Consider the following 22,987-nt stretch of genomic DNA (forward strand, 5'->3'; position numbering starts at 1 on the left):
ATGTCTTCCATTGAAACAATTAATGATCAGCTTGCTGTTGAACAGGGGCAGTTAGCAAAACAAAAAATCGCAAAATTACAGGCACGTTTACCAGAATTGCTCGCACAACCTCATAGTGCCGAACAGGTACTTGAGTGCGCCCAACGCTTCGCCAATCACCTTGCCAAGATGGATGATCACCCCTTTTTTGATGCTAAAACGCGTGAGGCACTTATTGCCTTCTGTCAACGTGAAGCTTTACACACTAAATTGGCGCGAGAACTGGGGCAGGATGCTTTTTCCCTGCGCAGATTCGATTATAACCAGAATCGCTATGAAGCCTGGAAACCTCTGGGGTTAGTCGTCCATATCACTCCTTCCAATGCGCAACTTCTTCCTTTTATGGCAGTGCTGGAAAGTTTGTTAGTCGGCAATATCAACTGGTTACGACCAAGCAGCAGTGATAATGGATTTAGTACACTGCTTCTGGATGCATTTCTGGCTCACGATATTTCCGGCAATCTGGCAGACCGGATTGCGGTTTTGTCATTACCTGTTACACAATTGGGAGAACTACTGAGTCAGGCCGACGCTGTTTCCGCTTGGGGAGGAGATTCTGCACTATCAGCCATTCGTACCCAATTGCCGGCAGGTTGCCGCTGGATTGATTGGGGACATCGTATCAGTTTTGCTTGGCTGAGCCCTGATGCCGTGAATAATGCCCAATTAGATGCACTGGCAGATGATATTTGCTGTTATGACCAACAAGCCTGTTCCAGTCCACAATGTTTGCTGGTCGATAGTGATGATCCGGAAGTTTTGCAGGATATCGGACAACGTATGGCAGCAGCACTTGAACGTCGTTCTGGATTATATCCGGTATTACAGACTGACGTTCAGGAATCGGCTGAAATTACAACTCAGGTAGCTTTTCAGCGCCTTGATTTCGCATTCACCCAAGTACGAGGCAAGCTCTGGCAATCTGATGGATGGCGGATAATCTGGCGACACGAGCAGGAACTGGCAGCGTCTCCTCTGTTCCGCACATTGCAATTACGTCCGGCACCTCGTCAGCAGCTATGTTCCATTCTGCGTCCCTGGCGTAACCATCTTCAGAGCTGTGCTCTGATTGCCCGTCAGGAACATATTGCAGAAATGAGCCATACCTTGTTTGCTGCGGGAGTTAGCCGTATTGCCCCTGTGGGTCAGATGCACGGCGGTTATAGCGGTGAGCCGCACGATGGCGTTTATGCACTGGCACGCCTCGCCAAACGAGTTTCTGTCAGCCTGCCAGCGGATATCTTGGCTGGTTCTGCTCACCTTGATATTCCACCACCTCGCCCGCCCGGTCTGGATAACCTGCCTGTCTTGAATAAGGCAGATTTTCAGGCATTAACACCAAATGAAAAAGGCCGCCTGTTTTTCCGCAGTGGCGGTAGCAGCGGAGTACCTAAGCTGGCCGCTTATAGTTACTCTGATTATCACAAACAAATGCAATCAGCAGCCGACGGCCTGTTTGCCTGTGGCCTTGAACCTGCTACAGACCGGGTCATGAACCTGTTATATGGAGGAAAACTGTACGGTGGAATGATGAGCTTCTTCACTGTTCTGGATAAGCTAGGTGTCACTCAATATCCGATGGGTGGCCCGACTGACGATGATTTCAGTGAAATAGCTGATTTAATTGTGCAGCAACGCATTAATACCCTGGTAGGCATGCCAAGTACGATACACCGATTGTTCCTGAGTGAAACTAACAAACTGCGTGAATATGGTGGCGTACGCAAACTGTTTTTAGGTGGAGAACAACTGAATGTCAAACAGAAGACTTTCCTGAATGAGTTCGGCATTACCCTGATACGTTCCGCAGTCTACGGGTCAGTAGATGCAGGCCCATTAGGTCATGGATGTGCAGCCAGTGAAGACGGTGTTTTCCATTTAATGGCTGATAACCAGTGGTTAGAAATACTGAATATTCATGATGATAATCCAGTAACTGAGGGAAAAACGGGGCGTCTGATATTCACTTCCCGGCACCGCGAGGCACAATCTGTTCAGCGCTACGATTTGGGCGATCTCGGATACTGGATCGCTGAACCTTGTACTTGTGGTCAGTTGACACCACGTTTCCGGCTTGTTGGACGTCATGGTTCCCTGTTACGTATCGGCAGTATTTTTATCAATCTGACTGAATTATCCGAACAACTGGAAGCCCCGGTGCAATGGCTCATCGATCATAATGATGAAGGGATCAACAGTATTCAACTCTTAATTGAGAACCCTGATGTTGTCGCAGTTCGCGAGCACTTATTAGGTCTGAAAGAGAATGTAAAAATAAAGGAAGTGGTTGAAGGAGGGATGCTGAATCTGGAAGTTATATTTTCCCCGGCAACAGAATTTCGTCGGAATATCAATAGTGGAAAAGCACCATTGTTCATTGACTTGCGTAAGTTCTGATTAGGTGAAACGAATATGAATAAAAGCATAATGTTAATTGATCTGTTTAATCATGTACGTGAGCATTCTGTTTATTACCGGACTCTTTACGAATCCGTCCCGGATAATTGGACGCTGCAAGATTTGCCACTGGTCAAGCCCGGTAGTTACTGGGCCCATTCAGATAATTTACAAACTTGGCCAGTACTTACTGCTCCATTAGAAGACGGACATGTGTTTAAAACGGGGGGGTCAACCAGTGATGGCCGGCTATCAGTTTTCAGTCAACAAGAGTGGAAAGCATTTATTCATTCATTTGGGAAGGCAATTACCCGCCAATTGATGCCGGGTGATCGGGTAGCCAACCTATTTTTTGCCGGCGACCTTTACACCAGTTTGCTATTCATTCATGGTGCTCTGTCTAACTCATCATTCCCTGTCGTGGAATTTCCTTTCACTTGCAAGGTTGACGATGGGCTGCTGGCATATAACATTCAGCACCACAATATCAACGTGCTGGCGGGTGTACCCGTCCAGCTCATCCGCTTTGCACAGTATCTGAAAGATAATGGCCAGACATTACCGATGGTAGAAACCATTCTGTATGGCGGCGAAAGCCTGTTTGAAGGACAAATAACGGCAATGCGTCAGGTTTTTCCACAAGCACGTTTTGGCTCAGTTGGTTGTGCCAGTGTTGACGGCGGTTTAATCGGCTTTGCCGACCCAGAATGTGAGCCGGGAGAGCACAGGGTTTTCGACGAAGATACCATTATAGAAATTATCGATGAGATTACCCATGAACCCATCATGGAGCCAGGACGCCGTGGTATGTTAGTTATCACTAACTTACAAAGAAAACTGATGCCTGTGATCCGCTATCCTACGGGTGATTTGGCTTGCTGGTGTGAGACAGAACAGGCATGTCGTAAGTTTGCGCTACAAGGACGCGCAAACCAAGGTTATCGGATCAGGATTGGTGATCTTTCACTATTTCCTGACGACTTAGCTGTCCAGTTATCATCACAAACAGAGTTAATTGCCTGGCAATTGGTACTGTCTCAAGAGGCGTCACAAGACAAAATCACATTGTTAGTAGCCAGTCCGCAACCAATCGATATTAAAAAAATCCGCCATAACATACTCTCAGCATGCCGCGGACTGAACACCGCTCACTTCCACCAAAATATGCTGGAGATCATTCAAACGAATATCGATGCAATGTATACCCACCCGCGTTCAGGTAAATTGCAGCGAGTTGTGGATCTGCGTAATTATCATTGAAGGTTGAAATCTATGACTATTTTTCCTTCTGCTATTCAGGTCCGAAACTATCAACCAGGTGACGGAAAACATATCAGCAAATTATTTCGTGAAATTTACGGTGATTCATACGTTTATCCTGATATCTATCTGCCCAGATTGATAGATGACTATCAAACTACAGGGAAATGGTATTCAGCCTTAGCTTTTTATCAGGGACAACTGATTGGTCATGCGTCGCTGATTAAAGATGTTGTGCAGCAAAATCAGGCTGAATTAGCGTTGGTTGCTGTGTATCCAGGATTTCAAGGCAGAGGTATTGCTAAATCTTTGGGTCGCTATTTGTGTCACTATGCGAAAGAACAGCAGTATAGTTTGTTGACGATAAAACAAGTCTGTTCGCACCTGAAAAGTCAGTATTTAGCACAAAACCTGGGTTTTTACTCGACAGCACTGATGCTGGACTATGTTGATTCACCATTCGGGTTAGCAGAGCCTGAAAGTATTGTACAAGGTATTTTGCCTCTTAAAGCATTTCCATTGCCTAAACTGAACTGGCCACATCCCTTGCGAGACTGGGCCGACCAGATAGCTCAATACGTTGGTGAATCATCACCCAATGAACAACAAGGAGAGCACTCTGTTTTTAACACTAATTTAGTTAACGCCAGGCTCATTAGTTCTAAAATCAGTGGACGACGTTTGGAGATCACATCGTATGAGGTTGATTCTGATTTCTTATCGGAAATCATAGATTACCCTGCCAACCAGTTAATCTATTTAAGACTTCCTGCGTGTGAAAAGGCATTGAAGTTATATCCACAGTTAAAAAAAGGTGGATTTCGCTTCGCCGGGCTATGTCCTGATGTACATACAGGGTGGTTTCTGCTCTGGTTACGGGGTTATCAATCAACACCGTATCAATTTTCTGACATCAGTACACAAAACCTATACCAAATGGAATTGGAGAAAACTACGGAGCATTCACTCCTACATCAGCTAAGTGAATGCCTACCAGGTTAGAATAATTCATCTAATTGCTTGAAGAACACGCGCTTGGCTGAGTTATCAAGACCGCCAAGCGTATCCAGAAATCTGGTAGCTGCACTTATTGAAACCATCTCAAGTAAATTGCGATGAACAAATGCAATATCCAGCCAGCGATCTGCAATTCCGCCTCGGCCAAGATCAAGGAAGTACAATTCGTCATGTGCATCAACGAAGATATTGCAGTCACAAAGATCTCCATGGGAAAATACCTTTTCCTCACTCGGTAACGTAGCATGAAGACGTGCCAGTAAATCGTGTGGAGTCGCTATTCCCGGCCATTGTCCAAGGTCATATTCTTCAGCACACAAATTGTTATCCAACAAATACTCCAGTTCCTGAAGACGAAAATTAACCCCAGAGTCGAACGGGCAATCGATTATGGATACAGCCTGTATCTGACGAACAGCTTCATGAAACAGTTCCAGAACAGGTTGATGAGCATTTATCCGTGTGTACAACGGCTCTCCGGGTAAACAACGTGTGATCATAAACTCCCCTTCTGAATTCTCTGCAACACACACAACTTCCGGCACATTCAGGCGACCATTAAGCCAATTCAGCACTGAAGCCTCCCGCATGACACTATAAGTCGTATTTGCATAAACGATGGGAGAATACTTGAGAAAAAAGCGATCGTTACCCCGAATAAAACTATAGACACTGCTAGGGGATTCACCGATTTCATCAGGGATTAAGGCAGCATTGCCGATAAAGCAATCAATATCTTGTGGTAACTTGGGTAACATATCATTTTCCTTATTGAAATTTAAAAACGAAATTTGATTAAAAAAACGCTTTACAAACGATATTGAGAACGATTATCATTATTATTACTTTCAGTGCACCACCTTCAGGGTCATGTGAAAGTACGACATTGCTCACATTGCTTCCAGTGTTTACTTTTATAGCCAGCAACTTCATGCTGGCTTTTTTTTATTCTTAGTATCCTGTTTTAATTATTCAAATAATTTGATACTTCAGATTAAATTTCTCATATTTCATATTTAATTCCTTCAACTAGACTACAAAAAACACTGAAGGATTTTGAAAATGATTTACCTACGTAAAGCTTCAGCACGAGGCCACGCCAATCATGGCTGGCTGGATAGCTGGCACACTTTTTCATTTTCTCATTATTATGATGCCAATTTTATGGGTTTCTCATCTCTGAGAGTCATTAATGAAGATGTGATTGACGCAGGACAAGGATTTGGTATGCATCCTCACCATGATATGGAAATTCTGACCTATGTGCTTTCCGGTACAGTGGAACATCAAGATAGTATGGGAAATCTGGGGCAAATATCAGCAGGAGAGTTCCAGATTATGAGCGCGGGCACAGGTATCCGCCACTCTGAATACAACCCACATAATGATAAACCGCTTCACCTATACCAAATCTGGATCATGCCAGAAGAAAATGGTCTGCCTCCTCGCTATGAACAACGCCGCTTTGATACACAAGAAAATCATCAGTTAGTACTTTCTCCCGATGCCCGTTGTGGTTCATTGAAGATCTTTCAGGATATGACGTTATGGCGCTGGGCATTGAAAAATGGTGAAAAATACGAATATCATATAGAAAAATCGCGAAAAATATGGATTCAAGTGGTTCACGGTAAAGTAGCTATCAATGGTATACAAGCAACTACCAGCGATGGTATCGCTATCTGGGATGAATCCGACATTCAGATAACCGTTGACCAACAGAGTGAAATTTTATTGTTCGATCTGCCGCCAAATTGATGACAATTTCAAGTAATAAGAGACACCCTGACAAAAAACCCCGTTATTCTTAATCTGAGGTGAGACCGCAGTCCCACCTTGTTTAATCCAGCTAATCTGAGTCTCTTACAGCTTCGGCCCTGCGTTTACCAATGCTGCACCAGCAGCGGTATCTGTATATTTGTCAAAGTTATCAATGAAACGCTGTGCCAAATCTTTGGCTTTCGCATCCCACTCAGATTTATCTGTATACGTGTTGCGTGGATCGAGGATACCCGTATCAACGCCCGATAATGTTGTTGGTACAGCCACATCAAAAATCGGCAATTCAATGGTATCCGCATCTTCAATATCGCCATTTAAGATCGCATCGATAATCGCTCGGGTATCTTTGATAGAGATTCGTTTGCCAGTGCCATTCCAACCCGTATTAACTAAATAGGCTTTCGCACCGGATGCCTGCATACGCTTGACCAGCACTTCTGCATACTGAGTCGGGTGTAATGACAGGAATGCCGCCCCAAAACATGCAGAGAAAGTTGGCGTTGGTTCTGTTACACCACGCTCTGTTCCCGCCAGTTTTGCTGTAAAACCAGACAGAAAATGATATTGAGTCTGCTCTGGAGTCAGGCAGGAAACAGGAGGAAGTACCCCAAAAGCATCAGCAGTCAGGAAAATAACTTTAGTTGCATGACCTGCTTTTGAGACAGGTTTAACAATATTTTCGATATGGTAGATAGGATAAGAAACACGAGTGTTTTCTGTTTTTGAACCATCATTGAAATCAACAGTACCATCTGCCAGTACCGTGACGTTTTCCAGTAGAGCATCGCGGCGAATGGCGTGATAAATATCGGGCTCAGCTTCTTTCGACAGGTTGATGGTTTTTGCATAGCAACCACCTTCAAAGTTAAACACACCGTCGTCATCCCAGCCATGTTCATCATCACCGATCAATTTACGTTTCGGATCAGTAGAAAGCGTGGTTTTTCCCGTACCAGAAAGGCCGAAGAAAACAGCAACATCACCATCCTCACCCACATTGGCAGAACAGTGCATGGAAGCAATGCCTTTCAATGGCAACAGGTAGTTCATCATTGAAAACATCCCTTTTTTCATTTCACCACCGTACCAAGTACCGCCGATCAACTGCATCCGTTCTGTCAGGTTAAAAGCAACAAAGTTTTCAGAATTCAGTCCCTGCTCTTTCCATTGTGGATTAGTACATTTCGCCCCGTTCATCACAATAAAATCAGGCGTAAAATCAATAAGCTCTTCATCAGATGGGCGAATAAACATGTTTTTGACAAAATGTGCCTGCCACGCCACTTCTGTGATGAAACGTACTTTCAGACGAGTATCCGCATTCGCCCCACAGAAAGCATCAACCACAAACAAACGTTTGCCTGAAAGCTGCTGAGTGACTAATCCTTTAAGATGAGACCAAGTTTCCTGACTGAGCGGTTTATTATCGTTCTTACCTTTTCCCTGATCTGCCCACCATACCGTATCGCGAGTCACCTCATCGCGCACAATATATTTGTCTTTAGGAGAACGCCCTGTGAAGATCCCAGTATCTACTGCAACAGCACCAAGATTGGTCAATGTTCCTTTCTCATATCCTTGTAAAGAGGATTTCGTTTCTTCAGAGAATAACAATTCATAACTTGGGTTATAAATAACTTCGCTTACATCACGAATACCATAAACCATAAGTTCCTGCACAGTAATGCCTGTAACGCTCATTTATTTATTGCTCCTGATCAGTTAGATTTCATCTCTATCTCTCTCAGAAATAATAAATAATTATGACTAATTAACAGCGATTGTTATCAAAAAATTGAAATTATATTATTTTTTTAGGCTTATATGAGACATAGAACACGAAATAAAAATTTTTAAATAATAAAAAGGACGTATTTATACGCCCTCTAAAAATAAATCATAAATACAGTTAATGTAATTGTTCTTTTTTCGCTATTTTAATTTCGTTAAGCGCCTTCTCATCAAAAATATAGTGCATACCACAGAATTCACATTCCATGTCAATTTGGCCATCTTGATGAAGAATATCTTGCAGATCCGCTTCCGGTAATGTTACCAGAGTATCAGCACAACGTTGGTGAGAGCAGGTGCAACGGAACTCAACCTGCTGAGGTTCATACAGAGTAACATCTTCTTCATGATAAAGACGATGCAGAATTTCTTTCACATCCAGCGTAAACAACTCTTCGCCTTTGATGGTCGCAGTCAGTTGAACCAGATGGTCAAGCATATCATCACTGCCTGCCTGTGCACCCGGCAGGATTTGCAATAACATACCACCAGCCGCCATTTTGCCATCCTGCATGCCAGTTCGGATAAACAAACGGGTCGGCAATTGTTCTGACTGTTTGAAGTAAGCATCCAAACATTCAGCCAGCGTCTCTCCTTCCAATGCGACTACACCTTGATAACGTTCACCTTCTGTTGGTGTAATGGTAATGACCATATAACCATTACCAACCATATCACGCAGACAACTTGCAGCATTGACATCACCATCAATGCGCGCAGTACCGCGCATTTGCTGGCGGTTATTTCCATTAATGACCGCCAACTTAACAGGCCCATCACCTTGAATTTGTACTGTGATATCCCCGTTGAATTTCAATGTGGCAGTCAACAGACTGGTGGCGACCAACAACTCACCCAACAATTGCTGTACAGGTTGGGGAAAATGGTGATTCTCCAGCATTCGCTGGTAAGTCTCACTTACAGAAACAAGTTCTCCCCTGACAGAATGGCTTTCAAATAAAAAGCGGTGTAATTGGTCATGCTTAATCATAAATCTCTCTCATTTCACTGAGACGGTTATTCCGACTCATTAAATTTTGTGTTCTTGAATTTAATCAGGGTACGCCGTTCTTTCTTGTCTGGACGGCGATCAGGATGTGGCATCGTCAACGCGTTCATTTTACGGGCCAAAGCCATCTTTTCCCGATTAATGATGCTTTCTTCTGTTTCCTGATAAAGCTGTTGAGCTTCTGTGGCACTGCGCCTTTGTCCGCTCAATGCCAAAACTGTTACTGTTTTCTCATCATTGCCCTGACGCAATTTAATTGCTGCGTTCAACTCAACCAGTTTACTCGGCTTACTCCGCTGCCCATTATAATGGACTTTTCCTCCATCAATCATTTCACGCGCGATGGAACGGGTCTTGTAAAAACGGGCAGCCCACAGCCACTTATCAAGGCGAACAGCTTGATCATTGTCTGAATTAGGCATGGTTGTTTCTCTCTGTTCTTTCTGATTAAAGCTAGCCGGCTAAAGACAAATTTAGGGTAACATAGCCCGCGTGATTATCACTAATTCATCGGCGGTTGTTTCAGATTGAAACAATTGTCATAGTACTGTCTGATCCGCACAAGACGCTGACTGTTTTTTTGTTTTTTCTTAATAACCAATATGCTATTAACAATCAATGTCGCCATAATTACGGCTAAAAAGAGGCAACTGCCCAGATAACGAATCAACGTTATAGAATCAGGTTCACTATGTAACATGATATGACGAGTACCATTAGCATCTTCAGATAACCCCGTCACAATACCTTCGGTTTCAAATGGTATATGCGTCAATATATTCGCCAGCCGTAGCAATTCCCCCCATTGTTGCAAAGCGGTGTACTCATAAAAAATGATCGGCGCAAGCGGATATTCAACCAGTGGGCGATCTTCATCACTAATCAGCAAAACACCTCCCGGTGGAGGGCTGTTTATGAGAATACTCACTTTATCAATTTCCCGGTAAATAAATGAGGAAGTGGTGGCATCAACAAGTTTTCCCAATGCATCAGCACTCACAGAGCGTAATAATACTTTGGTTCCTTTCAATTTTCCTTTTTCTGCCCGATACAAAAGATCATCCCAATCTTTGCCATTACCCAGATTAATCAGGGCATTTTTTAGACGATTGCAATCCATGTCCTTCTGACAAAGTGCCTGAGTATTCAAAATGATTTGAGAAAAATTATCGAGTAGTATCATTCCCGATTTAGCAATCACTTCATTCAGATTGGAATTCGATTTCCGGCTATTTTCCATTGGGCGTAGTTGCTCATTAACTGTTGTGAGCAATGCTGATGCTTTATTAATAATTTCTGATTCCGGTCTGGGTAATGCGCTGCCATTATTCCAATAGATACCAAAACAGTTAAATGGAGCAAAAGAGAGCCCATTCTGACCGGGAAAAGTATCCAGCATAGGGGGCATGTAACACATTCCTGTACCTTTAACTCTCAGTACATCCCCTTCCCGAAGTGGCATATTTAGTAGTTCATTGACGCTGGTAATAACCTTGGTATTACTACCGTGCAGCCATGCGAAACTCAGCCGCATAGATAAACTGGCGGGTTGATAAAAGTACAGTAATAACATAGCTAAAACAGAAAAAACCACCAACATCTGGTTCTTTCGATAACGTTGGTAGGGATAGTGTTTCTCTTCCTCATGCAACGAAAGATAACGCCCCTGCCGCACAACATGGCAACTGGAGTACATATCCACATCAGTATTTTGGTCAAGCTCATGAGCAAGGTACGGCTCCCAGTGAGCGGGATAAATCAGGTCAATTCCGCCCAATGAGATATTTTTTTTGTGTTCCGGCTCAAATTCACTGAAAACACCCCAGCGTTTTAATATCCCGCTAAAGCAATTTATATTTAATAAATTACGAGAAGATGGCCACCTGAAAAGCGGCCAAAAACTGGCAAGTATAAGCAGAACAGAAACCAATATTAGCCACGGCAATAGAAGGACAGGTACAAAAAGAGCCAGAAACAATAAGGAAAGCCCCATGCACATCAGAACCCCTTCCTGAATACCTGTTGAGTGACGCAGACGATACTCTTCTGGCGTTTCCTTACGTACATACAACAAGTTGGCATTCGAATTACCATTCTTCTGAATTGAAGCGTGTTCCGTTTTCTTAAAATTGGGGATGTTCAGATTCTGCTGATAATCTGTCAAACAATGACCATTCACTGCAATAACGAGCGGTATCGAAGAAGTTTGAACAATGTCTACCGTATTCCGCTGATTAACAAACGGCTCAAGCATTGCAGGAAAATGTATTTCCGTTTCATCAACATAATAGCGCCAATGCTGCGCTTCTTCTGAAGCAGCGGAAAAACGGGTTATGGTATGGCTAATGGTATAAACCGTATCATTTCTGACCGGCAACGCCGGACAGCCGGACATATAGCTCCTGTCTGATTTCATTTTGGGCAGGATATTTTTCAGATAAGACTCAATAGCTTGAGATTCATCCGCACTTAGCTTGCGGCTAGCTGCTTTAGCCATCAATGACAAGTAACGCGCGTTATCAGAACGCCTCCATCTGAAAGTCAGAAAGGAAGCCATTATAGTCAGGCTAACGATAAAAATAGCCAATATAATGACCAGTGAGCTCATTTTTTCTCCACGCCCATAAAGCAATACAGAGGCTGACAAAATAACAATCTAAAGAATCACTCAGAATCAGGTTATTCCTATTCTCGCTTCCTATTTTTAATTTTATTTACAAAATGTTATATAAATTTTCTCATACCCGCTCGTAAAAAGAAGTTTTTTTGTGCAAGAGTAAAATAGTAACAAAAATACATACAAGCGATAATCGCTATCATTTACTAGCATAATCGGCCATATTAAAGCAGAGTTTGGATTCACATCCAATGTCACTACAAAAATTGTATTTCCCAAGTGCCATGAGCTGATTGGATGGATTATTTTTCAATTGACTAATGCGCAATAACTGCCAGGGGCAAGCATGATTGATCTGAAAAAGCCTAAGATATTGAATATAAGTGATATTGCCCATTCTCGTCTATTCAACATCCAGTCCGTTGATCTTGAATTCAGTAATGGTGCCAGACGTATTTATGAGCGCATGAAGCCTGCTAATCATGAAGCAGTCCTTATCATTCCAGTGATTGGTGATGAGTTACTCCTGATACGTGAGTACGCCGTTGGTATTGAGCAATATGAGTTAGGTTTTCCTAAGGGAGCAATTGATGCGGGGGAAAGTATCCTTGAAGCCGCCAACCGTGAGTTAAAGGAAGAAGTAGGATTAGGAGCAAAAAAGCTTGAACTACTGACAAAACTGACTATGGCTCCCTCTTATTTTTCCAGCAAAATGAACATTGTCATTGCACAAGATCTCTATCCCGAAAATCTGGAAGGAGATGAACCGGAACCTCTGGTGCAGGTTTGCTGGCCAATAACAGATATGATGTCACTATTGGAACATCCCGATTTTAACGAAGCCAGAAACATCAGCGCTTTATTTTTTGCACAACGATATCTAAATGAAAAACGCTAGGACTACACTTACAGCAGGTATGTAGCAAGATGATGAGAGGGCATTGAAGATCGTGATATTTAATGCCCATTTCTTATGACGATATAAAATCAATTAAACACCATTACCTAATATACATTAAAAAATCTTTAACTTTATTAAAAATAATAAATAAACATATTTATTATATTCTTTAAATTAATAATAAAAGGCTCCGTCAGTTATCTGACAGAGCCTTTTATCTCTATTTACTACCTACGTGATTATACCTAAGTGCTGGTATTTAAAAATAATCAGAACAGCTCATGGCTTTCGCCATTCTCTATCACTGTCGTTCCCGCCTCTGGTACGGCATATTCTGTTGGCTGCGTACCTTCAATAAAATATTCCTTACGGGTATTTGTCCCTCCATTGGAGAGCTTGCCTGTCGCCCGATCAATTGTGACAGACACAATACCTTCTGGCGGTTCCATCACTTTCTCCGCAACACCTTCCAATGCCATCTTCATGAAATCATCCCAAATTGGCTGCGCTGTTTTCGCTCCACCTTCCCCTTTCAGAGCAGGTGTGCGTCCCAGACTTTTACTGTGCTCATCGAAACCAATCCAGACCGTCGCAACCCTATCTGGCCCATAACCTGAAAACCACGCATCCTTCGAGCTGTTGGTTGTCCCGGTTTTGCCACCAATATCACGGCGTTTCAAATCACGAGCAGCACGCCAGCCTGTTCCCATCCAGCCCGGCTCACCAAAAATATTGGTTTTCAAAGCGTCATGGATCAGAAACGCCAACGGTGTGCTGATAACATGCGGAGCATACTGCTGATCATCGGTATTCACATTAGGCGCTACGCTTTCCAGATTCGGCTGAGGTAAAGCTGGCTCAGCCGAAAGATTGGAATGAGCTACGTTTTCAATCGAATCTTCGGACAATTCAATGGAACGGGCGGTATCACCATAAATCACAGGAATATCGGTACACTGTGGACAAGCAATCTTCGGCTTCGCTTCAAACAGGACTTTTCCTTCGTCATTCTCAATTTTATTAATGAAATAAGGATCGACCAGATAACCACCATTCGCCATCACTGCATAACCACGCACTAATTGCATTGGCGTGAAAGAAGGAGATCCCAATGCCAGCGACTCCGTGCGGACAACATTTTCACCCGGCAAACCAAAGCGTTTTAGGTAATCAGCAGCATAATCAACACCCATTGCACGCATAGCACGCACCATCACCACGTTCTTGGATTGCCCCAATCCCTGACGCAGACGAATTGGGCCATCATAGGTTGGTGGAGAGTTTTTTGGACGCCAGTCAGTACCTGCGCCTGCATCCCAACGGCTGATAGGTGCATCGTTAAGCAACGATGCCAGTGTCAGACCTTTATCCATCGCAGCGGTATACAGGAACGGTTTGATATTAGAGCCAACCTGACGCAACGATTGAGTTACGCGGTTAAATTTACTCAATTCAAAATTAAATCCACCGACCAATGCTTCTATCGCACCATTCATCGGGTTGATAGAAACCAGCGCAGCATTAACTTCCGGTAATTGAGCCAGCCACCAGATATTATTGACTTTCCTGACCCAAATCTGTTCACCAGCTCGAATGACTTCATTAACACTTTGCGGTACAGGCCCTTGCAGATTGTCAGTCTTGAATCGACGCGCCCAGCGAACTCCCGCCATAGTCAGTTCAACTTTACTGCCATCCGTCAACATGGCTTCTGCCTGAGTTGCATTGGATTTCGTCACAACGGCAGGCAACAAAGGATCATATTTCTGCAAAGTTTTCAGTTTATTGATGATCTGAGACTGGCTCCATACTGGTTGGCCAGCTTTCCACAACACTTCCTGAGCACCGCGATAACCATGACGGACATCATAATCAATCACATTGGTACGAACAGCATCAACAGCCGCCAGTTGGGATTTGCGTGTAATCGTGGTATAGACCTTATAGCCATCCGTATAGGCATTTTCACCATAACGGTTAATCATTTCCTGCCTTACCATTTCAGTCAGGTAAGGGGCAGAGAAAACAATTTGCGGAGTGTGGTAACGGGCAATTAATTTTTCACTTCTTGCCTGATAATATTGCTGTTGAGTGATGTATCCCTCCTCCAGCATACGCCCCAATACCACATTGCGGCGATTAAGCGCCCGTTCATGAGAATAGAGTGGGTTAAAGGTAGAAGGCGCTTTCGGCAATCCGGCAATCATCGCCATTTCACCCAAAGTCAATTCATTAACGTTCTTGCCAAAATAGACATGTGCCGCGGCACCAACACCATAAGCACGATAACCAAGGTAGATTTTGTTGAGATATAGCTCAAGAATTTCATTCTTGGTTAACAGTTGCTCAACTTTAATCGCCAGAAACGCTTCTTTAGCCTTACGTATCAAAGTCTTTTCCGGACTGAGGAAAAAGTTTCTCGCAAGCTGCTGAGTAATAGTACTTGCCCCCTGAGAAGCATGACCAGAAGTCATCACAACTGAGGCCGCACGGATAATACCTATCGGATCAACACCATGATGTTCATAAAAACGACTATCTTCCGTGGCAATAAAGGCTTTCACCATTAAAGGCGGTATTTCGGACAAGGTCAGCGGCAAACGACGTTTTTCACCATATTGGGCAATAAGTTCACCATCAGCACTGAATACCTGCATTGGTGTCTGTAATCGGACATCCTTTAAAGTCGCGACATCTGGCAACTGTGGTTCGATATATTTGTACAAACCCAAAATCGAGACGGTTCCCAATAAAATGCAAACAACGACAAGGATCAAAAAATACTTTATGAACTTCACCTGAAATTTCTCACGCCATGTTAATGAGGCAATTTATAAACGATTAGTACGTAGTATAAAGGCTATACAACACAATGAATATGTCCTTTCATTAATAACAACTTGTCACTCATCACTGATAAGGAGATCACAATATGTACCCATCAAAATGGTATATCGGATTGGATATCCATGAACATTACATTCGGGCAATCGCGGCTATTAAACGCCGCAATGGCTGGCAACTCCGTCATTGCTGGCAATACTCCTTATTTAATAAGATACCTTTATTTAATGAAATACCATTATTAAAAGACACACCACACGGCACTGTCTCAGGAGGATGGTTACAGCACCCTGAAAAATTACAGCATATTTTAATGCAATGGCGTCAAATATTACCTAACAAGATTAAATTAAGGCTGGCACTGCCTGTTCAGCAAACCTTACAGAAACAGATCGCTTTGCCTCACCATATCTCATTACAGGAACCTGAACTCGGATGGTTTGTTCACGCCAACGCTGAAAAACAATTTCCTGTCACTGATCTTGCCCTGGATTATCGGGTTCATGGTCAGCAAATCTGCATCAGTGCAACCCGACAAAAAGATCTCAACTTCTGGATTGAACTACTCGCAGAAATTGGTTTATTCCCTGATGCCATTGATATTGCACCCTGTGCATTACGTTATGCAGCAGAATCTGCCGGTATTCCCAATGACAGTTGGTTGATCCATAAACGGATAACTGACTGGCTATGGGTCTCTCCAGCTAATCTCCCTTTTAATTATGGATTGATCTCAACCCAGTCTCATCCATTCCTGACACAAGTTATTAGCCAGTTACCCATGACAATGGAGAGTAAAAACCACACCATTTATTACAGTGACGAACAATTTACTGATATCAATAAAGAAAAACAGCAAACCGAACCTAAAGAACCCGTTCATGCCTGGCATATGCTGGCAGCATTTCGCCATTATCAGCCTCCGTTGCCGACACAAACAGATGCTTTCGTTATAGCTGCCGGGCTGGCTCTCAGACCGGATGACCAATGATGTATCAGGTTAATTTCTTGCCTTGGCGTCAGGCAAAACTTAAACGCCAATACTGGAAATGGGGATTGTTTCTTGGCCTGCAATTGATTCTATGGGGGGCTTTTTGCATATTTATCTCAATACAACAGCAGCAGGAAATCGAACAATATCACGTTCAATTTGCCCAAAATAGCCAGCAACTTGAGCAAGTAAAACAAATTATCAGTGAAACAGAACAAGCGGTTCATTATCACCATCAGTTGACCCAACAGTTAAGGAAAAAACAGATTTTCATGGAACAGAATCAACGATATTTACAGCTATTTCGCCAACTTCCCCATTTATTACCGGAGAAAAGCTGGCTTACTGCTTTCAGTGATGACACCGGGCAATTAGTTTTTGCAGCCAACAGCCAAAGTTATGAAGATGTCTCCAATTTACTGGATAACTTGACGAGTCATACCTCACTTATCAATGTCCAATTGAAAAAAATGACCACCACATCTGAAGATTATCTCAAGGTATTCACCATTGATGCAGACTGGTTGATGGGAGACAGAAATGAAAAATAATTATCTTGTGTGGTTATTTCGCCCCATATGGCAGTTATTTTTATTGCAGCAATTGGTGATCGTTCCTCTTATATTGGGCTTCTATTTTTTTGTTTGGCAAAAGAGTGAAGATGTCATTCATTCTCTTCAAGTTAAACTGACAGAACAAAAAAATGATCTGGCCTTGTCTCAAAACCAATTTTCCGCATTACCTAACCTAACTGAGCTCCACCAGCAGATCCAACAAATAACAGTCAAACTCGGCCAGAACAGTCACATCCCATCGCCGCTAAAAACTACCGTACTTAAACGACTCCACCAGCCTTTAGTCAATTCCGGGAGTCAACTCATGGAATGGAAGAGCATCAAGGAAGGTGATCAAGTTTTATGGCATATCATACTGTCACTGACCTATGAACAATTACTCCGTTTCATCAATGAGATTCAGCAATTACAACCTATCTTGCTGATAAAACATCTCACAATCACACCCGCCGATAACAGTTTGACTGTCCGTATGGTGCTGAAAGATATTGGCTATGAGGAAAAATGATGAATCGTCGTGCTTTTGCTTTACTGGCCTTCCTGCTCCTGGCTGTTTCCTGTTTCGCCGAAGAAATAGAACCGGAAGAAACAGCTTATTCAATGACAGTGAGAGACCCTTTTCAGCCACCAAAAAATATCGCAGATGAAGAAGTTCAGTTCTTCCCGACAGATCAAGAAGAACAAGAAATAGAATATCAGGTTATTCCTCTGCAATACGCGGATGCCGGACAAATAACAGAGCAATTACAAAAAAACACCCCTGCCTTACTGACAAAATGGGGAAAAGTGGAACATGATAATTTAACGAATAGTTTGATATTAGAAGATAAGTTTGATGCTATCACTCGCATCAAAAACTGGCTGAAAGAAGTGGATACACCACAACAGCAAGTGCAAATCACAGCCCATATTGTCACGAGCAGCAGAGAAGCGTTACATGAGCTAGGTATTCACTGGGGTATCGCAGCCGATCCACAAAATCGCTCACTCGGCCTCAACCGCTTGAACCTGCATCAGCCCGCAGGAAATCAAAGCCACCGATTGGTACTGAACACTGCCCGCATCCATGCAAATCTGTTAGAAATGGAACTCAGCGCCCTGGAGCAGGAAAATCAACTGGATATCATCGCCAGCCCACGTCTGATTGCTTCACATCAACAACCTGCCAGTATCAAACAGGGTTCTGATATCCCTTATCTCGTTCAGAATAAAAACAAAACAACGATTCAATTTAAGGAGGCAGTATTAGGCATGGAAGTGACTCCACACATCTTAAGGCAAGGAAAAATCCGGTTAATGTTGAAAATCAGTCAAAATGCGCCCGGCCTTCCTATTAATCAGGGAGGAAATGAAAATCTGGCTATCGATAAACAGGAAATTATGACACAAGTTACCGTCAGAAACGGCGAAACTCTCATTCTGGGTGGAATTTTCCAACAGAAAAAAGGCGCCAGCACACAAAAAGTTCCTTACTTATCAGACATTCCTCTGTTGGGATCATTATTTAGCCAGCAAGGAGAACGGCATAGTCGAAGGGAGCTCGTAATTTTTATTACACCTCAACTGGACAATATTTGATCAAATGAAAATATATACATATTTATCAGTCAGTTGATAAAGGTCTCTGTGCTTTTTCTACCATATTGCTGGTTATTTTTCTTGGTCTGACCTGTTTATGGATTTGACGCTGAGAGTAATTTAGCATACAAGGTTTACCTAATTGAGTGAGCAGGTCTCTCATCACCAGTAAGAGCCTATCGGAATATACACAGGTGGATCATAATCAGCCGAAAAAGCATGAACCTCACTTCACAGGTTCGTGCAAATTTATATAGTTGCAATATAGGCTGATGTATTGAGATAATTTTTCTATCTGATCTCACATTCTCACTCATGAGGTTTCAGTTTAGGTCCCGCGGCTAATCTGATTGGCGGGGCGGGTTATCATTAACAAATATCTTAGTAATACCAAAAACATGGCAGAGAAACGCAATATCTTTCTGGTTGGGCCTATGGGTGCCGGCAAAAGCACTATTGGTCGTCAGTTAGCTCAGCAACTCAATATGGAGTTTTACGACTCTGATCAAGAAATTGAGCGACGTACCGGAGCTGACGTGGGCTGGGTATTCGATGTGGAAGGCGAAGAAGGCTTCCGTGAACGCGAAGAAAAAATAATTAACGAACTGACTGAGAAACAAGGCATTGTATTGGCAACTGGGGGTGGTTCAGTTAAATCAAAAGAAACCCGCAATCGTCTGTCTGCCCGTGGTGTAGTCGTCTATTTAGAAACAACCATAGAAAAACAGTTAGCTCGTACCCAGCGCGACAAAAAACGCCCTTTACTTCAAGTTGATGCACCAGCACGTGAAGTTTTAGAAAATCTGGCTGATGAGCGCAATCCTCTTTATGAGGAAATTGCTGACCTGACTATACGTACAGATGAGCAAAGTGCCAAAGTTGTAGCTAACCAAATTATTGAGCTATTGGAAAAAAATTGATCTTTGCGGACTCGCTCCGCAGCACACGATAAGGCGAAAGCTGATATGGAACAAGTGATTGTTACGTTAGGTGAAAGAAGCTATCCGATTACCATCGCCCAAGGGCTGTTTTCCAGCAGTGAAGCATTCAAGCCCCTGCAATCTGGTCAGCAGGTCATGATAGTGACCAATGAAACACTGGCCCCCCTGTATCTTGAACAGGTAAAATCCACATTGCAGAGTATGGGTCTTCAGGTAAATGAAGTTATCTTGCCTGACGGTGAACAATACAAATCACTTTTTGTGCTCAATGACATATTTTCTGCCTTATTGGAAAATAATCACAGTCGTGACACAACGCTTATCGCTCTCGGTGGTGGTGTCATCGGTGATATGACGGGGTTTGCTGCCGCCAGCTATCAACGCGGCGTTCGTTTCATTCAGATACCCACCACTCTACTTTCTCAGGTTGACTCTTCCGTTGGCGGAAAAACAGGGGTCAACCATCCCCTTGGTAAAAATATGATTGGGGCTTTTTACCAACCCGCCTCCGTTGTCATTGATCTCAATTGTTTAAATACCTTACCAGCCCAAGAGTTGTATGCCGGATTAGCGGAAGTGATCAAATATGGTGTGATTCTGGATGGTGAGTTTTTTAGCTGGCTTGAAGATAATATTGAGAAATTAATCACTCTTGATCATCAAGCAATGGCTTACTGTATCCGTCGTTGCTGTGAATTGAAGGCATTTGTCGTCGCAGCAGATGAATATGAACGCAGTGGAATGCGGTCTTTATTAAATCTCGGCCATACTTTCGGACATGCCATTGAAGCGGAAATGGGTTATGGCGTCTGGCTGCATGGTCAAGCTGTCGCTGCGGGTATGGTAATGGCTGCACGAGCTTCTGAACTTGTCGGAACATTTTCCAGTCAGGATACACAACGCATCATCAACTTGCTGGAAAGAGCAAAACTACCCGTTCACGGCCCGGCAATAATGTCCCCTGAAGATTATTTACCTCACATGATGCGTGATAAAAAAGTATCAGCGGGTAAACTTCGCCTGATTTTGCCTAAGGTGATAGGGGAAGCAGAACTTCGTTCTGATATCAGTACTGACGTCATATTGGATGCCATTCGACGTTGCAGAGATTGCTCCATCATTCTCTAGCTGTTTGCTATAAAATAGCTACATTGATAGATACACCTGATAGCTTTCAATTTGCCGCCAACAAAGAGGCAACCTGAAAGACAAAGGGTATAATACACTATCAGTTTTATTATCGGTTTTAGTTAGGTCAGGCTGCCAAACCTATAGACCAAATCTATAGACAAAACCTATAGAATAGTAATTGGCAGTATTATCTCGGCTGGGAGGGTATATGGACGAATTAAAATCAGAAAATAAGCAAGAAACAAAAAACGAATTTAAACCTGACGCTTCTGATCGCCGCCCTCAGAGATCACGAACTCAAAACCAGCGCCCAAAGCTGGCAGTATCACGTCAACAAATGATGATTGGGATCGGTATCCTGGTACTTTTATTACTGATTATCGCTATTAGTTCTGCCCTAAAATCCCCAACCGAGCATGAAAAACAGCGATCACCGAATTCAGTCGAGAAAAATATCGATCTGTCAGGCTCTCCATCATCTTCTACTAACACGCAAGCAACAAATGCGCAAAATAGTATGCAGGGAAATCCATCTGAACCTGCCACATCGACTTCGTCAACAAATAATCCGCGCGAAATCGGTATGCCACCAATCAGCAGTACTCCTAGTCAAGATCCCGCTCCTGCAACAACCGGAACGGGTGGCTACAACCAACGCATAGAGTTACCTGGCGATATTTCTGATGCTTTAAATCAACAACAGAGCAACATTAACGATAGCGTGCAAAAAAATCTGTCATCATCACAAAATAACCCATTAAAACAAACAGTAACACCGAGGGAAGAACAGAAAAAAACGGAAAAGGTTGCATCTCCCAAAATAGAAAAAACAGACAAGCAACACAAGGAAACAGCTAAACCTGCCCTCATCGATCATCAGGCAAATAAGCAGAGTGTTGCAAATGCAGCAGGTGATTTACTGAAAGTACCTGCAAATCGGTTTACACTTCAATTGAGTAGCGCTAGTCGCTCTGATACTTTGATCGCTTTTGCAAAAAAGAATAACCTTGCCAACTACAAGGTTTATGAAACCAAACGTAATGATAAGACATGGTTTATTTTGATCTACGGTAGCTACAACTCCGCTTCTGAGGCCAAAAAGGCAATTTCTTTACTCCCTACAGACATTCAGACTCAAAAACCTTGGGTGAGAAAACTACAACAGGTTCATCAAGATCTGAAAAAATAAAACTATTTTTATTAGGCGCTGATATGCTGTCCTAAACAGAGTACAATCTGCGGCTCTGAAATTATTGAATACTTTATTTGACGGCATGAAAAAAAAACGCGCTTTCTTAAAATGGGCCGGTGGAAAATACCCTTTGGTGGATGACATTAAACGTTATCTGCCAGAGGGCGAGCGCTTAATTGAGCCATTTGTTGGCGCAGGTTCGGTATTCCTGAATACCGATTATGATTCTTACATCTTATCAGATATCAACAGTGATCTAATCAACCTGTACAACACAGTAAAATCCAGTGCGGATGAATTTATTGATCATGTCCGTCCCTTATTTTCACCAGAGTTCAACACGTCTGAGATCTTCTATCACTTGAGAGAAGAGTTCAACAACAGTAAAGACCCATTCTATCGCAGTGTGTTGTTTCTGTACCTTAATCGCCACTGTTATAATGGCCTTTGCCGCTATAACTCACGGGGCGAGTTTAACGTTCCTTTCGGGCGCTATAAAAAACCTTATTTTCCAGAAGATGAATTGTACTGGTTTGCCGAAAAATCCCAGAAGGCCTCTTTTATCTGCCAGCATTACGGAATCGCACTCACTAAAGCGCCAAAAGGCTCAGTCGTTTATTGCGATCCGCCTTATGCACCTCTTTCAGCAACAGCAAATTTTACAGCCTACCATACAAATAGTTTTCACCTCCTGGATCAGGAAAATCTGGCTCGGCTCGCCTATAATCTCTCGTCGCAACAAGATATTCCCGTGCTTATATCCAATCATGACACGCCGATGACACGGGAATGGTATCATCAAGCTTCCCTTTACATTGTTAAAGCCCGCCGGACAATAAGTAGAAATATTCTTGCCCGCAGTAAAGTTGATGAGCTTTTGGCGTTATACTGCCAGAAGTGATTGAGGTTTCCTGCCCCTGAA

Annotated in this window: 19 protein-coding genes; 13 read left to right on the forward strand and 6 right to left on the reverse strand. The window is 43.0% G+C overall.

What is annotated here, in order from left to right; translation table 11 throughout:
* The 3 genes from ABLA85_RS00935 to ABLA85_RS00945 are packed head-to-tail and all read left to right on the forward strand — an operon-like array spanning window position 1 to window position 4,698.
* Window positions 1-2,436: an acyl-CoA reductase gene (locus ABLA85_RS00935; protein WP_367960543.1), complete on the forward strand. Its 2,436-nt coding sequence runs from the start codon at window positions 1-3 to the stop codon at window positions 2,434-2,436.
* A gap of 15 nt (window positions 2,437-2,451) precedes the next feature.
* Complete coding sequence (locus ABLA85_RS00940) at window positions 2,452-3,696, forward strand: phenylacetate--CoA ligase family protein (RefSeq protein WP_367960545.1); 1,245 nt, start codon at window positions 2,452-2,454, stop codon at window positions 3,694-3,696.
* 12 nt (window positions 3,697-3,708) lie between these two features.
* Window positions 3,709-4,698, forward strand: coding sequence for a GNAT family N-acetyltransferase (locus ABLA85_RS00945; protein WP_367960546.1), 990 nt, complete (start codon window positions 3,709-3,711; stop codon window positions 4,696-4,698).
* Here ABLA85_RS00945 and ABLA85_RS00950 read toward each other — a convergent pair.
* On the reverse strand, window positions 4,695-5,471 hold the full coding sequence (locus ABLA85_RS00950; protein ID WP_367960548.1) for an APH(3') family aminoglycoside O-phosphotransferase: 777 nt from the start codon (window positions 5,469-5,471) through the stop codon (window positions 4,695-4,697). The two genes, ABLA85_RS00945 and ABLA85_RS00950, sit on opposite strands and share 4 nt — an antisense overlap.
* Window positions 5,472-5,775: 304 nt before the next feature.
* On the opposite strand from ABLA85_RS00950, the gene ABLA85_RS00955 reads away from it, so the two are divergent.
* A complete protein-coding gene (locus ABLA85_RS00955) occupies window positions 5,776-6,471 on the forward strand; it encodes a pirin family protein (RefSeq protein WP_367960550.1) in 696 nt (231 codons plus the stop codon).
* Between the two features lie 105 nt (window positions 6,472-6,576).
* Here ABLA85_RS00955 and pckA read toward each other — a convergent pair whose 3' ends face one another.
* The 4 genes from pckA to ABLA85_RS00975 form a co-directional block, all read right to left on the reverse strand.
* On the reverse strand, window positions 6,577-8,196 hold the full coding sequence (pckA, locus tag ABLA85_RS00960; RefSeq protein WP_367960552.1) for a phosphoenolpyruvate carboxykinase (ATP): 1,620 nt from the start codon (window positions 8,194-8,196) through the stop codon (window positions 6,577-6,579).
* Between the two features lie 208 nt (window positions 8,197-8,404).
* A complete protein-coding gene (gene hslO, locus ABLA85_RS00965; protein WP_367960554.1) occupies window positions 8,405-9,277 on the reverse strand; it encodes an Hsp33 family molecular chaperone HslO in 873 nt (290 codons plus the stop codon).
* A 26-nt stretch (window positions 9,278-9,303) separates the two neighbouring features.
* Window positions 9,304-9,717 carry a ribosome-associated heat shock protein Hsp15 gene (gene hslR / locus ABLA85_RS00970; protein WP_367960556.1) on the reverse strand — a complete coding sequence of 138 codons (414 nt, stop codon included), beginning with the start codon at window positions 9,715-9,717 and terminating at the stop codon, window positions 9,304-9,306.
* A gap of 80 nt (window positions 9,718-9,797) precedes the next feature.
* Window positions 9,798-11,903 (reverse strand): IgaA/UmoB family intracellular growth attenuator, encoded by a 2,106-nt coding sequence (locus ABLA85_RS00975; RefSeq protein WP_367960558.1) that lies wholly within the window; start codon window positions 11,901-11,903, stop codon window positions 9,798-9,800.
* A gap of 355 nt (window positions 11,904-12,258) precedes the next feature.
* Between ABLA85_RS00975 and nudE the strand changes: the two genes are divergently transcribed.
* The gene (nudE, locus tag ABLA85_RS00980; RefSeq protein ID WP_047680308.1) at window positions 12,259-12,810 is read left to right on the forward strand and encodes an ADP compounds hydrolase NudE; all 552 of its coding nucleotides are present in this window, start codon (window positions 12,259-12,261) and stop codon (window positions 12,808-12,810) included.
* Window positions 12,811-13,082: 272 nt separating this feature from the next.
* On the opposite strand, the gene mrcA is transcribed toward nudE, so the two are convergent.
* Window positions 13,083-15,611: a peptidoglycan glycosyltransferase/peptidoglycan DD-transpeptidase MrcA gene (gene mrcA / locus ABLA85_RS00985; RefSeq protein ID WP_367960560.1), complete on the reverse strand. Its 2,529-nt coding sequence runs from the start codon at window positions 15,609-15,611 to the stop codon at window positions 13,083-13,085.
* Window positions 15,612-15,745: 134 nt separating this feature from the next.
* On the opposite strand from mrcA, the gene pilM reads away from it, so the two are divergent.
* The 8 genes from pilM (at window position 15,746) to dam (ending at window position 22,966) form a co-directional block, all read left to right on the forward strand.
* The gene (gene pilM / locus ABLA85_RS00990; RefSeq protein ID WP_367960562.1) at window positions 15,746-16,648 is read left to right on the forward strand and encodes a pilus assembly protein PilM; all 903 of its coding nucleotides are present in this window, start codon (window positions 15,746-15,748) and stop codon (window positions 16,646-16,648) included.
* On the forward strand, window positions 16,645-17,199 hold the full coding sequence (locus tag ABLA85_RS00995) for a PilN domain-containing protein (protein ID WP_367960564.1): 555 nt from the start codon (window positions 16,645-16,647) through the stop codon (window positions 17,197-17,199). The genes pilM and ABLA85_RS00995 overlap by 4 nt, the downstream gene beginning before the upstream one ends.
* The gene (locus ABLA85_RS01000; protein ID WP_367960565.1) at window positions 17,189-17,731 is read left to right on the forward strand and encodes a hypothetical protein; all 543 of its coding nucleotides are present in this window, start codon (window positions 17,189-17,191) and stop codon (window positions 17,729-17,731) included. Before ABLA85_RS00995 ends, ABLA85_RS01000 begins: the two co-directional genes overlap by 11 nt.
* Window positions 17,731-18,801, forward strand: a complete 1,071-nt coding sequence (locus tag ABLA85_RS01005; RefSeq protein WP_367960613.1) for a secretin N-terminal domain-containing protein — start codon at window positions 17,731-17,733, stop codon at window positions 18,799-18,801. The genes ABLA85_RS01000 and ABLA85_RS01005 overlap by 1 nt, the downstream gene beginning before the upstream one ends.
* 398 nt (window positions 18,802-19,199) lie before the next feature.
* A complete protein-coding gene (gene aroK, locus ABLA85_RS01010; RefSeq protein ID WP_038260059.1) occupies window positions 19,200-19,721 on the forward strand; it encodes a shikimate kinase AroK in 522 nt (173 codons plus the stop codon).
* A gap of 45 nt (window positions 19,722-19,766) precedes the next feature.
* The gene (aroB, locus tag ABLA85_RS01015) at window positions 19,767-20,870 is read left to right on the forward strand and encodes a 3-dehydroquinate synthase (protein WP_367960566.1); all 1,104 of its coding nucleotides are present in this window, start codon (window positions 19,767-19,769) and stop codon (window positions 20,868-20,870) included.
* Window positions 20,871-21,081: 211 nt separating this feature from the next.
* A complete protein-coding gene (locus ABLA85_RS01020; protein ID WP_367960567.1) occupies window positions 21,082-22,062 on the forward strand; it encodes an SPOR domain-containing protein in 981 nt (326 codons plus the stop codon).
* A gap of 85 nt (window positions 22,063-22,147) precedes the next feature.
* Entirely contained in the window at window positions 22,148-22,966 is an 819-nt protein-coding gene (gene dam, locus ABLA85_RS01025) for an adenine-specific DNA-methyltransferase (RefSeq protein ID WP_367960569.1), read from the forward strand.
* Window positions 22,967-22,987: the final 21 nt, after the last annotated feature.

The sequence above is a fragment of the Xenorhabdus sp. SGI246 genome (genome assembly GCF_040838225.1).
GTDB classification, from domain to species: domain Bacteria; phylum Pseudomonadota; class Gammaproteobacteria; order Enterobacterales; family Enterobacteriaceae; genus Xenorhabdus; species Xenorhabdus indica.

Excerpts from the sequence above, each read along its gene's own strand:
- ABLA85_RS00940 (WP_367960545.1), top strand. The coding sequence starts at position 2,452 with ATGAATAAAAGCATAATGTTAATTGATCTGTTTAATCATGTACGTGAG.
- ABLA85_RS01020 (WP_367960567.1), top strand. The coding sequence starts at position 21,082 with ATGGACGAATTAAAATCAGAAAATAAGCAAGAAACAAAAAACGAATTT.
- nudE (WP_047680308.1), top strand. The coding sequence starts at position 12,259 with ATGATTGATCTGAAAAAGCCTAAGATATTGAATATAAGTGATATTGCC.
- dam (WP_367960569.1), top strand. The coding sequence starts at position 22,148 with ATGAAAAAAAAACGCGCTTTCTTAAAATGGGCCGGTGGAAAATACCCT.
- ABLA85_RS01005 (WP_367960613.1), top strand. The coding sequence starts at position 17,731 with ATGAATCGTCGTGCTTTTGCTTTACTGGCCTTCCTGCTCCTGGCTGTT.
- ABLA85_RS00955 (WP_367960550.1), top strand. The coding sequence starts at position 5,776 with ATGATTTACCTACGTAAAGCTTCAGCACGAGGCCACGCCAATCATGGC.
- hslR (WP_367960556.1), bottom strand. The coding sequence starts at position 9,717 with ATGCCTAATTCAGACAATGATCAAGCTGTTCGCCTTGATAAGTGGCTG.
- hslO (WP_367960554.1), bottom strand. The coding sequence starts at position 9,277 with ATGATTAAGCATGACCAATTACACCGCTTTTTATTTGAAAGCCATTCT.
- ABLA85_RS00995 (WP_367960564.1), top strand. The coding sequence starts at position 16,645 with ATGATGTATCAGGTTAATTTCTTGCCTTGGCGTCAGGCAAAACTTAAA.
- ABLA85_RS01000 (WP_367960565.1), top strand. The coding sequence starts at position 17,189 with ATGAAAAATAATTATCTTGTGTGGTTATTTCGCCCCATATGGCAGTTA.
- pckA (WP_367960552.1), bottom strand. The coding sequence starts at position 8,196 with ATGAGCGTTACAGGCATTACTGTGCAGGAACTTATGGTTTATGGTATT.
- aroB (WP_367960566.1), top strand. The coding sequence starts at position 19,767 with ATGGAACAAGTGATTGTTACGTTAGGTGAAAGAAGCTATCCGATTACC.
- pilM (WP_367960562.1), top strand. The coding sequence starts at position 15,746 with ATGTACCCATCAAAATGGTATATCGGATTGGATATCCATGAACATTAC.
- ABLA85_RS00935 (WP_367960543.1), top strand. The coding sequence starts at position 1 with ATGTCTTCCATTGAAACAATTAATGATCAGCTTGCTGTTGAACAGGGG.
- ABLA85_RS00950 (WP_367960548.1), bottom strand. The coding sequence starts at position 5,471 with ATGTTACCCAAGTTACCACAAGATATTGATTGCTTTATCGGCAATGCT.
- ABLA85_RS00975 (WP_367960558.1), bottom strand. The coding sequence starts at position 11,903 with ATGAGCTCACTGGTCATTATATTGGCTATTTTTATCGTTAGCCTGACT.
- aroK (WP_038260059.1), top strand. The coding sequence starts at position 19,200 with ATGGCAGAGAAACGCAATATCTTTCTGGTTGGGCCTATGGGTGCCGGC.
- ABLA85_RS00945 (WP_367960546.1), top strand. The coding sequence starts at position 3,709 with ATGACTATTTTTCCTTCTGCTATTCAGGTCCGAAACTATCAACCAGGT.